This window comes from Parasphingorhabdus sp. W113, assembly GCF_055693205.1.
Map to the genome: position 1 here is coordinate 2,711,881 of NZ_CM146328.1, position 14,127 is coordinate 2,726,007.

13 protein-coding genes, 1 tRNA gene and 1 pseudogene are annotated in these 14,127 nt (G+C 56.6%); 8 read left to right on the forward strand and 7 right to left on the reverse strand.

Translation table 11 applies throughout. The annotated features are described in order from the left end of the window. Nucleotides 1-197: 197 nt before the first annotated feature. The 7 genes and pseudogenes from rpsA (at nucleotide 198) to ACZ1GS_RS13110 (ending at nucleotide 5,710) form a co-directional block, all read left to right on the forward strand. Nucleotides 198-1,900: pseudogene (gene rpsA, locus ACZ1GS_RS13080) on the forward strand (30S ribosomal protein S1). A 258-nt stretch (nucleotides 1,901-2,158) separates the two neighbouring features. Continuing rightward, nucleotides 2,159-2,440, forward strand: coding sequence for an integration host factor subunit beta (locus ACZ1GS_RS13085; protein WP_472695619.1), 282 nt, complete (start codon nucleotides 2,159-2,161; stop codon nucleotides 2,438-2,440). Nucleotides 2,441-2,726: 286 nt separating this feature from the next. After that, nucleotides 2,727-2,813: transfer RNA gene (locus tag ACZ1GS_RS13090), tRNA-Leu, on the forward strand. Nucleotides 2,814-2,832: 19 nt separating this feature from the next. Next, on the forward strand, nucleotides 2,833-3,576 hold the full coding sequence (locus ACZ1GS_RS13095) for an FRG domain-containing protein (RefSeq protein ID WP_472695620.1): 744 nt from the start codon (nucleotides 2,833-2,835) through the stop codon (nucleotides 3,574-3,576). Then, nucleotides 3,576-4,295, forward strand: a complete 720-nt coding sequence (locus ACZ1GS_RS13100) for a DUF262 domain-containing protein (RefSeq protein WP_472695621.1) — start codon at nucleotides 3,576-3,578, stop codon at nucleotides 4,293-4,295. Before ACZ1GS_RS13095 ends, ACZ1GS_RS13100 begins: the two co-directional genes overlap by 1 nt. 82 nt (nucleotides 4,296-4,377) lie before the next feature. Next, on the forward strand, nucleotides 4,378-4,617 hold the full coding sequence (locus ACZ1GS_RS13105; RefSeq protein WP_472695622.1) for a hypothetical protein: 240 nt from the start codon (nucleotides 4,378-4,380) through the stop codon (nucleotides 4,615-4,617). Between the two features lie 85 nt (nucleotides 4,618-4,702). Further along, nucleotides 4,703-5,710: an Eco29kI family restriction endonuclease gene (locus ACZ1GS_RS13110; protein WP_472695623.1), complete on the forward strand. Its 1,008-nt coding sequence runs from the start codon at nucleotides 4,703-4,705 to the stop codon at nucleotides 5,708-5,710. On the opposite strand, the gene ACZ1GS_RS13115 is transcribed toward ACZ1GS_RS13110, so the two are convergent. The 3 genes from ACZ1GS_RS13115 to ACZ1GS_RS13125 form a co-directional block, all read right to left on the reverse strand. Beyond that, entirely contained in the window at nucleotides 5,703-6,863 is a 1,161-nt protein-coding gene (locus ACZ1GS_RS13115) for a DNA cytosine methyltransferase (RefSeq protein ID WP_472695624.1), read from the reverse strand. The two genes, ACZ1GS_RS13110 and ACZ1GS_RS13115, sit on opposite strands and share 8 nt — an antisense overlap. Before the next feature lie 720 nt (nucleotides 6,864-7,583). Continuing rightward, nucleotides 7,584-8,420, reverse strand: coding sequence for a hypothetical protein (locus ACZ1GS_RS13120; protein ID WP_472695625.1), 837 nt, complete (start codon nucleotides 8,418-8,420; stop codon nucleotides 7,584-7,586). After that, complete coding sequence (locus tag ACZ1GS_RS13125) at nucleotides 8,417-8,899, reverse strand: hypothetical protein (protein ID WP_472695626.1); 483 nt, start codon at nucleotides 8,897-8,899, stop codon at nucleotides 8,417-8,419. Before ACZ1GS_RS13125 ends, ACZ1GS_RS13120 begins: the two co-directional genes overlap by 4 nt. A 230-nt stretch (nucleotides 8,900-9,129) precedes the next feature. On the opposite strand from ACZ1GS_RS13125, the gene ACZ1GS_RS13130 reads away from it, so the two are divergent. Beyond that, nucleotides 9,130-9,351: an excalibur calcium-binding domain-containing protein gene (locus ACZ1GS_RS13130; protein ID WP_472695627.1), complete on the forward strand. Its 222-nt coding sequence runs from the start codon at nucleotides 9,130-9,132 to the stop codon at nucleotides 9,349-9,351. Nucleotides 9,352-9,753: 402 nt separating this feature from the next. On the opposite strand, the gene ACZ1GS_RS13135 is transcribed toward ACZ1GS_RS13130, so the two are convergent. From ACZ1GS_RS13135 to ACZ1GS_RS13150, 4 genes are all read right to left on the reverse strand, one after another. Beyond that, nucleotides 9,754-10,401 carry a hypothetical protein gene (locus tag ACZ1GS_RS13135; protein WP_472695628.1) on the reverse strand — a complete coding sequence of 216 codons (648 nt, stop codon included), beginning with the start codon at nucleotides 10,399-10,401 and terminating at the stop codon, nucleotides 9,754-9,756. Then, complete coding sequence (locus tag ACZ1GS_RS13140) at nucleotides 10,398-10,967, reverse strand: hypothetical protein (RefSeq protein ID WP_472695629.1); 570 nt, start codon at nucleotides 10,965-10,967, stop codon at nucleotides 10,398-10,400. Before ACZ1GS_RS13140 ends, ACZ1GS_RS13135 begins: the two co-directional genes overlap by 4 nt. Nucleotides 10,968-11,504: 537 nt before the next feature. After that, nucleotides 11,505-13,700: a VapE domain-containing protein gene (locus tag ACZ1GS_RS13145; RefSeq protein ID WP_472695630.1), complete on the reverse strand. Its 2,196-nt coding sequence runs from the start codon at nucleotides 13,698-13,700 to the stop codon at nucleotides 11,505-11,507. Further along, the gene (locus ACZ1GS_RS13150) at nucleotides 13,678-13,965 is read right to left on the reverse strand and encodes a helix-turn-helix transcriptional regulator (RefSeq protein ID WP_472695631.1); all 288 of its coding nucleotides are present in this window, start codon (nucleotides 13,963-13,965) and stop codon (nucleotides 13,678-13,680) included. The genes ACZ1GS_RS13145 and ACZ1GS_RS13150 overlap by 23 nt, the downstream gene beginning before the upstream one ends. Nucleotides 13,966-14,127: the final 162 nt, after the last annotated feature.

Here is a 14,127-nt window from a genome sequence, read left to right on the forward strand (position 1 = left end):
CAACGCGCAACACGGAGCGGTCCCGTATCGCTTCGATTTTGGCGCGGTTTTTGTTTTTCTGGTTTCTCTTGGAAGCATTCGCTTTTGGCCGTTTTCGGTTGGATACAGCATGCACATGCGGTGGATGTTGTATTTTGGTCCAAGACCAGCGGAACCAACCGCTTGGCCCGAAAAAATGACGAACAAGGATAAACTCTATGGCCTCTACGGCATTTCCCAGTCGCGACGACTTCGCGGCACTTTTAAACGAATCAATTGGCGGTGAAGATCAAGGCTTTGAAGGCCGCGTGGTCAAAGGCACCGTTGTCGGCATCGAAAATGACATGGCGATCATCGATGTTGGACTGAAATCCGAAGGCCGTGTTGCGTTGCGCGAATTCGCCGCACCGGGTCAAAAAGCCGAACTCAGCGTTGGTGACGAAGTCGAAGTCTATGTCGACCGCATCGAAAATGTGAACGGCGAAGCCATGCTGTCCCGCGATCGCGCCCGCCGCGAAGCGAGCTGGGACAAGCTTGAAAAAGAATATGATGAAGGCAATCGGGTCGAAGGCATTATCTTCGGCCGTGTCAAAGGTGGCTTCACTGTCGACCTCGATGGCGCCGTTGCGTTCCTACCTGGCAGCCAGGTTGACGTACGCCCCGTGCGCGACGTGACCCCGCTCATGGACATCAAACAGCCGTTCCAGATCCTCAAGATGGACCGCAAGCGCGGCAATATTGTTGTCTCGCGCCGGGCGATCCTTGAAGAAACCCGTGCAGAACAACGTTCCGGCCTGATTGAATCGCTGGCCGAGGGTCAAGTCATTGAAGGCGTCGTCAAGAACATCACCGATTATGGTGCGTTTGTTGATCTCGGCGGCATTGATGGCCTGCTGCACGTCACCGACCTCAGCTACAAGCGGGTCAATCACCCGAACGAGATGATCAACATCGGCGACACGCTGAAAGTCCAGATCATCAAGATCAACAAGGATACGCAGCGAATTTCTCTGGGCATGAAACAGCTCGAAAGCGATCCTTGGGAATCGGCATCGGAAAAATATCCGGTTGGCGCGAAACTCAGCGGTGCGGTTACCAACATCACCGAATATGGTGCTTTTGTGGAACTCGAGCCCGGCATTGAAGGCCTGGTTCACGTGTCCGAAATGAGCTGGACGAAGAAGAACGTCCATCCGGGCAAAATCGTCTCCACCTCACAGGAAGTCGATGTTCTGGTGCTCGAAGTCGATACCGAAAAGCGTCGTATTTCCTTGGGCCTCAAACAGGCACAGTCCAACCCATGGACCGACTTTGCCGACAAGAACCCAATTGGCAGCACGGTTGCAGGCGAAGTCAAGAACGCCACCGAATTCGGCCTGTTCATCGGGCTCGAAGGCGACGTCGACGGCATGGTTCACATGTCCGACATTGCCTGGGGCATTTCTGGCGAAGACGCTTTGAACCTGCACCACAAGGGCGAAGAGGTCAAAGCGGTTGTTCTCGACATCGACGTCGAGAAAGAGCGTATCTCTCTGGGCATGAAGCAGCTTGAAAAGGTGCACCTGCCGTGGGCGGTGCGGATGCTGGTGGATTGCGCAAAGGCGCGGTCACGACGGTTACCGTACTCGAAGTTCGCGACGGTGGCCTGGAAGTGCAAGTCGGCGACGACGGCGCGACCGGATTTATCAAGCGTACGGATCTCGGCCGCGATCGCGACGAGCAACGTCCGGATCGCTTCCAGGTTGGCCAGAAGGTCGATGCGATGATTATCGGGTTCGACCGTTCGAAAAAGCCGAATTTTTCGATCAAAGCCCATCAGTTGGCCGAAGAGAAACAGGCTGTCGAACAATTCGGTTCTACCGATTCCGGCGCAAGTCTGGGCGATATTCTTGGCGAAGCGCTCAAGAAAAAGGACGACTAAGCCTAACTGGCTATTGTCGCTACAATATTTCGAAAAAGCCCGCTTCCCTGATCGGAAGCGGGCTTTTTTATGGGTCGTGACGATTTCCCATGCGGCAAGTGCGTCCCAATACAAGACGTATCACAACGTAAAATCCAAAGCCCATTGAAAACATGTAAATTTTCTGTCACTATCTTAGATCATCCGTTCCCCCCACAGCCTGGTTGTAAAGGGAACTGCTATAATCGCTAGGTTGCCCCCCATCGGAAAGGCCGGCTTATGATACGCTCTGAATTGCTTGAAAAACTTGCCGAAGAAAATCCGGACCTAAAGCCGGACGAAATCGAAAAGATTGTCGATCTGTTTTTTAACCAGATAAGCCAGAAGCTGGCCGAAGGCGGCCGCGTCGAATTGCGCGGTTTTGGCGCCTTTTCAACCAGGCAACGCAAACCCCGTATCGGCCGAAACCCGCGGACCGGCGAGTCCGTCGAAGTCCCGGCCAAGCGCGTGCCCTATTTCAAGCCGGGCAAGGAAATCCGGGAACGCCTCAACAAGAGCTAAGCCCTTGGCGGGTTAGCCCGATCCCGGGCGCGGTCCTGACCAGCTTTCGAAAAATACAGCATTAAGCGCAGAGGGCTCTTGACCTTCCGGCCACAATGTTGCTTGTCCCAGAGTCATCTGACGCTTGTCAGAGATTACCGGTGCGGACGTGGCGAAATGGTAGACGCAGCAGACTTAAAATCCCGATGTTCCGTCCGCGTTGTGTATTGTTTTCATGGCCTTAGAGCCGTACTGAGTTTTTGAGGCCCAAAATAGGCCCCGGAGGTAGTTTTCGCTGAGGCGCCGTGCGGGCGTGATGGAATGGTAGACATACCAGACTTAAAATCTGTTGGGGTTTTTCCCCGTGGGGGTTCGAGTCCCCCCGCCCGCACCAAATTTGGGATTGGATTACAATGAAGTACGATGATCGAAACATTACTGGGATTGGCGACTTGCTGGACTGCCTCGCGGAACAAGTGCAGGAAACTGAGCAGGTTTGGTTCCGTGGACATGCGGATGTTAATTGGCATCTGGAATGCACACTAGCGCGCAACGGGGGTATGGATAACGAACTGCCTTTGATCCGGAGATTCAAGCAAAACGCTCTTCCACTAATCGCAAACCGACCAGGAGATGAATGGGAATGGCTATTTCTGATGCAACACCATGGCTTACCGACACGATTGCTAGACTGGTCTGAGAGCGTTCTCGTTGCTTTGTACTTTGCGATTAACGATGACGGCACCGATCACAGTGACAAGGATGGTTGCATATGGGTGATTCTTCCACATGAACTGAACGCAATCTCCTTGCGCGATAATGGTGCGAAAACGGTTCTAGGATTAGGCGACGACAAACACTTTGACGACTATCTTCCGACTAAAATCGGTGCTCAGCTGCAAACTTTTCAACCCCTGGCTGCCACAGCGGTTCGGAACAATCCCAGAATTCAGATGCAACAAGGTGTGTTTACCGTTTCACACCGAGATATGACTGGCTTGGATCAGTTGCCAGACACAAGTCCTCTATGGAAATTGGTAATTCCAGCGGCGAGCAAGCCTGAATTTCGAACCCAGCTGAAAGCCTTGAACCTAAGCAAGCTGTCCTTGTTCCCTGAGTTATCGAATGCGGCTGCGCACGCAAGGAGTCTAGTATAATGGCAAAGTTTGACATCAATACAATGTCTGAATCCTCCGTTTTGGACCTCGTGGAATTGAAACCCGAAATTCAAGTTAACCCAGAATATCAAAGACCCGGCGGCGTTTGGTCTCGATACAAGAAGCAGTTGTTTATCGATTCACTCATAAACCGGTATGATATTCCAAAGTTTTATTTTCACTATTTGTTTGGCCCAAATGCAATAGAAGGCAAAAAGTACGCGGTAATCGACGGGCGTCAGAGATTGGAGGCCATTTGGGATTTCGTCGAGGGAAAGTTCGCGCTCGGCGATGACTTTGTGGCTCAAGACAACTCCGACGTCGAAGCTGCGAATATGACGTATAGCGAGATATCCGACAAGTATCCGCGGATTCTTTCCAAGCTCCATACAAGACTGCTGCCAGTTCAGGTCATCATTGCGGATGAGCTGGATTTTATTGAGGATATGTTCACACGCTTGAATGAAGCCACGCCTTTGAATGCCGCCGAAAAAAGGAATGCATTCGGGGGACCCATACCTGCAATTTTGCGGGATATCGCGGAATTACCTTTCTTTCAGAAAAAGGTTAAAGTCTCTGCGTCTCGCTATCGCTACAATGACCTCGCAGCTAAACTTCTATATCTTGAGCATTTGAATGAGTTCGTTGACACAAAAAAGGCATCCCTCGATCTCGTTTGTAAAGGACGCCAAGGCCAGAAAGATCACTGTTTCAAATGAAACAGTGGCCCATGTGAAAGTTGTCCTGAACAGGATGGTCTCTACATATTCCGATGGAGATATCCTCCTTAGAAGCACCGGTATGATCGTTGTTTATTACCTCTTGTTTTCAAAACTGATGGCAGAGAACAAGGAGATAAGTTTTGGGCGCGCAGATCTAGTTGAGTTTGAAAACGTCCGCAAAGCCAACCGCGCAAAGTTTGCTGAGGAGAAAGATGGTGTGGATTTCAAACTTATTGAATTTGATGAGCTAGCGCAGTCTTCAAACGACGGCTCCGCGATCCAGCGTCGATATGAGGTGCTTAGAGAGCATCTAGTATAGCTGTGTACATTCATAGGGTACACACTTGACAAACGCGTTACTGTCCCTCAACTGTGTACAACATTGATGTACACAGGAGGAAGCTTTGGCAAACGCACAGCTTGCATCTCTGACCGAACTGGCAGCGATAGCAAACGTCTCACGTCAGGCAGTATGGAATTGGTCCAAGCGAAAGCCAGATTTCCCAAAGCCCATTTCGGAAGGTCCGAGCGGGCCAGTCTATAGGATCGAAGAGTTCAAAGATTGGCTTGAGAGGGATGGTAAGGCAATTGGCGATGCCTTGAGTGGGGCCAACTCGGTCGCAGGCGACCTAATTACTTCGGACCCGCACAACGCCAGAGCGGCGATCGACGCGCTCAGCGCGGTAAAGAAAAAGAGGCTGCGTCAAGAGCTCGTCGCACAGATGGAGGTGCTAAGAGAACTCGAGGCCGAGCTCGATGCGGTGAAGCAGCCGGACCACATTTTTGATCCCTCGAATCCCAACTATATGGGCCGCTTTACTGCTGCCGCGCTGCTGATCCAGCCGCGACACCCGCTGGCGGAGGTTGAAAAGTTCTACGGCGCTGGAGTCTATGCCCTTTACTACAAGGGTGACTTCGCAGCATATGAAAAGGTGTCAGGAACAGAAACGCCGCTCTATGCGGGCAAGGCCGATCCAAAGATTGCACACGCGGTCAACCCGACCGAACAGGGCGATTCCTTGAGCCGAAGAATCAACGAACACAGAAAGAGCATCAAACTCGTTTCGAGCGCCAATGGAATTGGGCTGGAAGACTTTGAGGTGAGGTATCTGGTCACCGCCAGTGGATTTCAGGTTACAGCCGAGAACTTTTTGATCAGCCATTTTAAGCCGATCTGGAACAAAGAGACGAAGATCTGTTTCGGCATCGGTAAGCACGGTGACGATGCGAAAACACGGAAAAACAAAAAATCGCCTTGGGACACCCTGCATCCGGGCCGCAAATGGGCTCTTGCGAGCGAAGAGCTAAAAACGCCAACAGAGATCGCAGCCGATATCTCAGACCATCTGGATGCTTTCCCACCAATCGACGAAGTTGACTTTAAATCACTCCTTCTGGGCGAGTCTAACTAGTCGCCAGTTTGTCTCTGACGCTCTCGGCGACTACGCGGCCAAGTTCAACCGGAACCGCATTGCCGAGCTGGCGCATCGTCTCAGACCAGGAACCGTGGAACACCATTTCGTCGGGAAAGGTCTGCAGGCGGGCCGACTCCCTTATTGTGAAGTACCTGACGGTGCCATCTGGACGTCGCAACATGTTCTCCCCGCCAGGCACTCCGTGAACCCCAGCCTTTAGCGTCTTTGCTGGTTCATCGAGCGGGCTGCCGGTGTGACCAGGATAGCTCTTCGCGCCGGGTTGAAACTTGTGGTCGCGAAACTTCGTTGATCGCCTCGGGGACCGTTCGGGGTCAGGCAGGTCGTAGATTGCTTCCCTGACCGTTTTCCAGGCTGCCGCATTGGGCCGAGCGTCTAGGCGGAAAGCTCGACGGAGTTGACGCTCGTCCTCCGGGCGATCTCTTTTTGCTACGCGAAGACGTTCCCAGTAGTCGCCGGACCTCCACTTGTCCCAGAGCAATGCATCCTGCTTGTGTGTGGGGTCCGGAAAATGCCACTCCGTAGAAGTGTCAGAACGAAAGCCAACGATAAAGACGCGCTCTCGTTTTTGAGGCACTCCATAGTTCGCCGAATTCAGAACGCGAAGTGCAACACGATATTCCAGGCCGCGATATCGTCCCTTAGTTTCGTAGTCCTCCAGTCTTGCCAGATGTTCCAGCCAAGGCTCGTTCTCCCTCTCGACAAGCTCGGGATGCTTTAGCTGCAAGCGGATGTACTCGAGGTAGTTAGCAAACGTCGTTCTCGTCAGTCCCTTCACGTTCTCGAACACGAAGGCGCGTGGCTTAAGAATTCTGATTGCGCGCACTGCCTGAGGGAACATATCCCTCGGGTCGAGGTGAGCCTTGTGTCTTCCACCGAGAGAAAATGGCTGACAGGGAGGTCCACCGGTCACGAGGTCGACGTCACACCCGATACTTTCAAAATTGAACTCCCGAACGTCCACCTCGTGCAGAGGCCAGTCAGCTACGAGATCGAAGCCTCTTTCTTGGTTTTGACGAATTGTATCGCAGGCCCATTTGTCCCAGTCCATGACTGCCGCCGCCTCGAACCCCGCCTGACTCACGCCCAACCCGAGGCCTCCAGCTCCGACAAATAGCTCAACAGACTTCATACCATTCTTCCGTTCCCGGTGCCCTACGAAATCGAAGCTGAACACACTCTCAGCAACGCCTAGCTTTTACTTAACGGGCTCCATATCGATGAAGATGTAAGGTAAAATAATGTCTTCGTACATAGGCTTTGTGGCACCCAATGCCGGACAAATGCTATTGGAACGAACAATCGAGGCGACAAAGGAAGGAATGTCGTACTTCTAAGACCACAAATACGTTGCGCATTCTAGTCATCATGCGCCATTCAACGTTCAAAAAGGATGAGGAGAGCTAAACCGTGGCAAGAAAATTCACAGCTGAGGTTAAAGAAGGTCCAACTGGACAACCATATGTCATAGTCCAACCAGACAGTGAGAATGGTTTACCCCACAACAAACGAATACGGATCGACTTTCCTGATGGCACGCCAATTGAAACAGCTGAGGAAACAGCCAGGACGTTAAACGAACGAACCGAAAATATCAGTGTTGTGGCTTGGTAATATCTCAATAAAGCACGAAACGACTGTGGTGTATTCGTTAGCACAAGAATAATAGACCTCCCATCGCTCAGAGCATGGTGGAAGCGACAGCACAGAGCCAAAAAGGGAAGCAAAAATTCGCCCGACGGCGCTGCCTATGACGCCGCCGGGCGACCACGACCGTGGACTGACTGAAAACACGGTCGGGGACGACCCGGGAGGAGAGGAGAGCAATCCGCCCCGGGCCGGTAGGTCGAATTCAGTGATCGAATGCCCGCTTCGCGAGCTCCGGCTCGGCGGCGGCGACCTGCGCGCACGCGCCGGAGAAGTCGGAGCCCGCCTCCGTCAGCTCCTCGACTTTCCGGTAGAACAGCCTCTCCGCCTCGCTCTCCGTCCGTTCATAGGCCTGCGAACTATGGGCCTTCGCTAGGTGTTCTAGCGCGGCACCGGTCATCTCCGGCCGGACGTTCCCGAACTGATCGTAGTAGGCGTCGGGCAGCTGCCCGTTCTTTGCAAATTCGTGTTTCTGGGTCATCTCACTTACCTCCTGTGGCAGCGACCTCGCCGCCGCTATCATCTGTTCGTACTGCCGGTCGCTCGTTTCCCGCGGGTCCGCGTCCTCGATGACGTCGAGCAGCTGTTCCCGCTGGTCGCTCGTCGGCTGGACCGCGACCGTCCGGTGCAGCGCGTCGAGCATCTCCTGGGTCACCGCCTTCGCCACCCCGCTCCGGTCTGATGTCCGTTTGCCGAGCGCGTCGCCAGCGCCCTCGAGCGCCTTCAGGACCGCCTGCATTGCGCCCACTATCTCGTCGAGCGCCCTTCCGGCCGACGTTGCGTCCAGCGCGCGTTCCGCCTGACCACGGTCCGTGCCAGTGCCTGTCACTATGCCCTCGATCATCTCGTCGCGGCGGTCCTGGACGATCTGCAGCAGCTCGGCAGCCATCTGCGACAGGCCCGCAGCGGACGCATCGGCCGCGGATTTCGAGATCGTCTCCGCCCTCTTCTTAATTCGGTTCGGCGCCCGGTCGTGGAGCGCGAGCGCTGCCCTGGACACCAGTCGACGAAAGGTGATCAGCTTGCTCTCTGATATCGTCATTTCCCTTTTCCTTGTTCCCTGAAGCGCTCCGCCAGTGGGGCGTTCGGCCTCGAGCCCATGGTGCGCGCCAGGCCGAGCCTTCTGCAGAGCGGAGCGGCCGCGAACCAGAGACTGCGGACGTAGCCCCACTTTCGCATGTTGACGTCGACGCGAGCTCCGGGATCGAGCGTCGCCAGCCGGGACTGGAGCGCCTCCAATTTGTCAAAGGCCTGCCCCAGGGTCGCTGCGGCCGCATCGAAATCGGCCGCCGCAACGGCCATGTTCTTCCTGGTCACCTCGACCTCCTCGAGCCTGGCGGCCTCTGCGGCCCTGCGCTCCCGCTCGGCCGCCACCTTCCTTTCGGCATCCTCGGCCTCGACCTTCAGCCGGTCGAGCTCGGTCTCGACGGCCCGTCTCTTGTCGGCCGTCATCTCCGCCTTCAGCGCCCTGCGCGCCGCATCGCGGTCGCTCAGTATCAGTCTCTTCGCCTTGTCGAACATCAGCTATCCTCGCAAAAAATCTCTCCGCGCATGGTGCGGAGAAACGTGCTGCAGATGACACCATCGTTTCCGTGGCAGGTCGGGTCGCGGGTGAATCCGATCGTTCTGTCCAATGCTTGGGCGGGCGCTCCTGCTGAGCTGGAAGAGCCGCCGATCGCAGCTGATGACAGGCACTCTGATCGCGCGACCACGGTAACCATTTAAAAACCAATCCATCGTAGATTTGAGAGATGAACCGTAGCTTCCTAAAACTGACGGCGACGCTCTGTGTCCTGACATTCTGTGGAACGTGGCTGGCCCTTTCGCCAGACACGGTCGGAGACCCTTTCTACCCGAACTGCGCTGCAGCAAGGGCCGGCGGCGTGGCTCCTCTCAACAGAGGCGACCCGGGATATCGATACCAGCTGGATGCGGACAGCGACGGCATCGCCTGCGAACCATACAGCGGGTGAGGGTCGATGCCGAGGAAGACAAAGCCCAAAGGATTGGATGTCGCAAAGTATCAAAGCTATGGCTCGGCTGGCGATCCTTCCTCGTTGGACACTAGCATGGGCGTTCCGAAGGTTGAGTGCCTGCACTGCCATCAAAGGTTTCCAGTTCACGAGGGCCACGTATCGGAAGAAATCGCGATCTGCTTTTCGTGTTTAGATCGTGGCTGAGCACGTTCCCGATTCCAGCCACGATGAGTGGTATAGATTGGAAATCAAACCGGACGAGATCAATGTTAGAGAACGCGCTTTGATTAACGAGCCGGGAAACTTGAATGACTGTTGAAATCATGATCAGCAAGAAAGTTGAAGGTCGGCATACCCGCAAGTAGGCCGCGACAGGGCAGCTGGATAGTTGGACGGGGTTCAGGCGTCCCCGGAATCGAACACGGCGCCGAACAGGGGCACGACGTTGCCGCCCGCGTCGCCGGTCGGCCGCTCGGCTTCCACGGGCAGGTCGCCGGGCTCCTCGGTGGCGGAGTTCGAGCTCGGCTCAGGTTCGGGCTGCCGATGCTCCTCCGGCTCGATGTCGGTCGACGGCCAGGTGCAGTGGGGTCCCTCGCCGCCAACCGGAGTGCGGCCCACACTGTGCGCCAGCTCGTCCAGCCCGTTCCTCAGACACCATGCCGCGCAGTCGCGCCGCGCCCTCTCGTCCTCGAAGGGCAGGCCCGCGCAACCCAGTACGGCGGCACCGTCGACCAGCATGTCTGACGACAGGAACACCGCGTGCGCCCGGCCGGTGTCCGGATCCCAGAGGGCGTCCCCGAACCGGGACCAGTCGGGAGGGCCGACGAAGTTGACCGTGACCTGATCCCCGTCGGCGGGTGCCAGGACGCCCCTGGCGGCCGCAGCCTCGGCGGCGCTGCGGTCGCCCCTGGCCAGGGCGTCCTTCACCGCGGCCACGCGGACCCTCTCAGAGAGGTACGGCAGGTCGCCCTCGACGCCGACCGCGTCGGTCTCGATGCCGCTGACCAGTGCCCTGCCCTCCTCGAATAGAACTGTCACCCTAGTCATCGGCAGCCGTCGCCCGCTTCGATCGCGTCCACCTCCGCCTTGAGGGCGTCCAGGTCCAGCGGGCTTCCCCGTCTGACCTCCGCGCCCGCTGCGTAGTTGTTGTTCTGCACCGCCACGAGCGGCTGGGTCCTGGCGTTCAGGTCGCGCATGCGCAGCGACATCAGCTTCACCGCTATCCGGGGGTCGACGTGGGAGCAGTCGAACCGCATTAGGGGCTCGAAGTCGTCGTCCAGCTCCGGCCGCTCCGTCTCCGGATCTATGGCGGGCACCCACCGACCGGTGCCCATGTGCATCGCGGTCGAGATGACCCTCTGGGTCAGCGTCTCCTCGAAGGCTTCCACCGCATCATCCCAGCGGGATGCGAAGTCGGGATCGCGCCGCCTTCGCTCGTACAGTGAACGCCGGGCCATGCCGCTCACGTTAGCCGCGTAGGTCACCTGCCCGAATTCGGCCAGCGCGGCCAGGAAGCGCCCTTCGACGTCCCGGGGTATGGCGGCGCGCGTCTGGTATATGCTGGGCGCGTCCGCATCGGCCGGCGGGCGCACCTGTATCGCTGGGTTGCTCATCTTCCACCTGTTTCGGGCCCACCGCAGGGCCCCGTTTTTGGCCCCCTACAGGGCGTTGATATCCATGGGCTTTTCGGCCCCCTTTTCGGGACGCATGATCCCCTGTCCGTCGCCCCCGGGGACGTATCGGCCCCGGGAGGCGCCCGGAAAAATCGGATCGCCGCGTCGGCCGTCTCTGACCGATATGGCGCGCCTTCCGACCGTGGGAGAACCAGCGTTGCTCGGGGGGCGAGAGGTTCCCATTCAATCACGGGCGGAGCCGCCCCCTTGAGGCAAGTGGAACGCGGCATTTCCAGCATCCTCGTAAGCCCTTGATTTCGCTGTCTTGTTCTACCTGTTCTATTTGTGCCACTTGGCCGCTTATATAATATGTCAGCTATGCCGATACGCTCGACTGCGGGCACTATCTGCCTCTTTTACAGAAGTCTTATATCTAAGTAGAACAAGTAGAACAAATGGAACAAGGTTTTGAAAACAGCAGCTTAGGGCGTTCCACTTAGGTCTACCCTAGTGGAACAAATGGAACGGACCGTCCGGTCAGCGCCCATTGAACGTTGCATTCTCAGGGGCATCGATGCGGTAGTAACCGGAATAGGTCTCTTTTCCTATTCTAAGCTTGCGCCGGTACTTCCAGCCGCCGATCTCGGTCTCAATGACCCGCCGCAGCCTTTTGCTCTCCGCAGTCCGCGCCCTGCCGCCGCCGAGGCCCAGTGCCTGCAGCAGGTCCTTGGTGAAGACCCTGCCCTCTGTTGGGGGAGGCCCATCCTCGTCGAACAGCGGATCCATGCGTTTGACCAGATATTCTCCGATGGTTGCTGCCCATGGATCCTCCACTGTCTCCTCGGCCGCACGCTCAAGGGCCAGCTTCCAGGCATCATCTTCCAGCCACCATCGCTCGCCCTTTGCAAATCGCGCGTCTGCCTCCGCCCAGAGCTGGTCGCGGTTGGATGCGATCCAGGCTGTGTCCACGCGTGCCCCTGAGTCCATCTCCATTGGCCAGAAGCGCCTGCCACCGGTGGGGTCGCGAAGGTATCCTGTCTCATTGACGGTGCCGATGAAAACACAGCGCCTTGGATGGTCGTCTGCCGTCCTTCCGTAGGGCGCGCGATAGGTGTCCACGGCGCGTGACAAAAACGCCTTCAGGGTCGCCACATCTTGGTTGCCCATCCCTGCAAGTTCGGCATACTCGTGGCACCAGGTCCCTCTGAGCACGATCGCTGCATCCTTTGACTTCAGGTCGGGTATGGCTGCATCAGACGACCAATCGACGCCGAACAGCACCTGCACGCCCGTGGACTTCAGCGAGCCCTGCGGCGAGCATACCACCGGCATCGTGTCCACCTTGCACCCAGGTCTTCGGGCCCGGGCAATTGCCGAAATCATGAAACGCAAGCCGCACTCGGCCAGGTAGCTGGCATCATCGATGCAGGGGAATCCCCGTGTGAACAGTTCATGACACCGTGAAACGCCGTCCCATTTCAGGCCGTTGAGATAGTCCAGAACGGGGTGGAACTTGTTCTCATAGCTGGCCGACATGATCGCTTCGTAGACATTGTCCTTGGTTGGCTGATATTCAACGCCATGATATGCTTCGATCAGGAGATCCCTTACCATTCTGGCGGTGTGGTCGGTCAGCTCCCGTCCGTAGCTTTCAGACCAGTTGATATCGCCCAGGAATGTCACGGTCTGCTTCAACTCGTTGTATGCCGGCCTGAGGCCCTGCCCAAAGATGCCGGCTTTCGCGTTCGTGTAGGTATCAACGGCTCTATTGTTTGTGACCTTCAGCCCGCGCTTGAAAGTGGACCGCACCTCAGGCAGCGCCGCGTTTTTATCCGATATTGAGCCGTCCAGGTCGTCATCAAAGTCTTCAGCGGCGGATACGTACTGCGGGAGCTTTGCCCACGCCATTGCCAGATGTCTTTCAAGCTCACTGCCCGCATATTTGCCATCGTCGCTGCCATCAGCTGTGGGCCAATTAGGCACGTGATCCATCAGCAGTGCCAGGCTCGCATCGAAACAAGCTCCAGATGCCTTTAAATCAGACACCAGTGCAAAAAAATGCTCGTGCCTTGGACCGGCGTCGGGGCCGTCTAACCTATCAGTGAGCAAGGTCAGCGTCTCTTCAGACACTTCGCTTCCAGATTTTCGATCAAAGTTTGGATCGACCTCCACTGCGGAGGATGTGCGCATTGAACCGAACACGCTGACGGGCGCCTCATCCTCCAGTCCATCCGCAGAGCCAAATGCATCAATCAGGGTCGACATGGCTTTCTCGTTCAGGCGCACCTGACCGCCAGCCGATCGCAGGTCGCCCTTTACCAGGTCGATCCCTTCTTCAAGCTCAAAGTGCCAGTTGCCCACGGCAGCTGCCTGCTCGCACCGCACCCACACGTGCCCGCGGTCCGCCCGACCACTGGTTGAGGGGGTAACGCAGGCAACGACCTTGCCATGGCGTTCGGTCACAATCTGGGAAGCGATTTCGGGCCCGTCGCCTTCGTCACAGTCAAGTACCACGCAGCCTATAGAAGCCGGCTGCACACCCAAGGCGTTGCGACCGGGGTTTCTTCCAAGGTGCTGAATGGCTTCGTCGACCGTCGGCCTGAGGTCCGGCCAGCCCTTCTGACACGGCCTCTTGTCTCTTAGAAGAACCAGAGCCGGCTCATGTTCGTTTCGTTCCGCAACCTCCAAAAACTTTTGCAGCAGTCCTGGATCAAGCACTGTTTCGACCCCCATGGCGGGTGACTCTAGAATCCATCCAGTGCAGCACTTCGGATAGGCGGTACAGCACCCGCCTGCCGTGCTTGTGGTATGGCGGACCGAAGCGCCTTCCGCGATGCGACCTGTAGTCTCGGAGGGTGGCCACGCTCAGTTCGGCCATTTCCGACAATTCCTTAGTCGTGAGGTATCTGTCGCCCTCTGGTAACGTGGGTATTCCCGCCGGCGGACTCGCGGCAGTGTCGTTCTTGGTCATGTCTTTAGCTTCCTTCAGGTTGGACATGTCTATCGATCACGCCCGTCGCGTCCCCCAAAGGCGCGGCGGGTCAGCTTTGATATCGAAGATGATCGTAGTCCTCGACGATCAAAGAATACGCCAACGCTTTTGACCGCGTATATAAACGTTTGAGCTATCGGGAGGAATTTTAACTATTTTATATCAGCA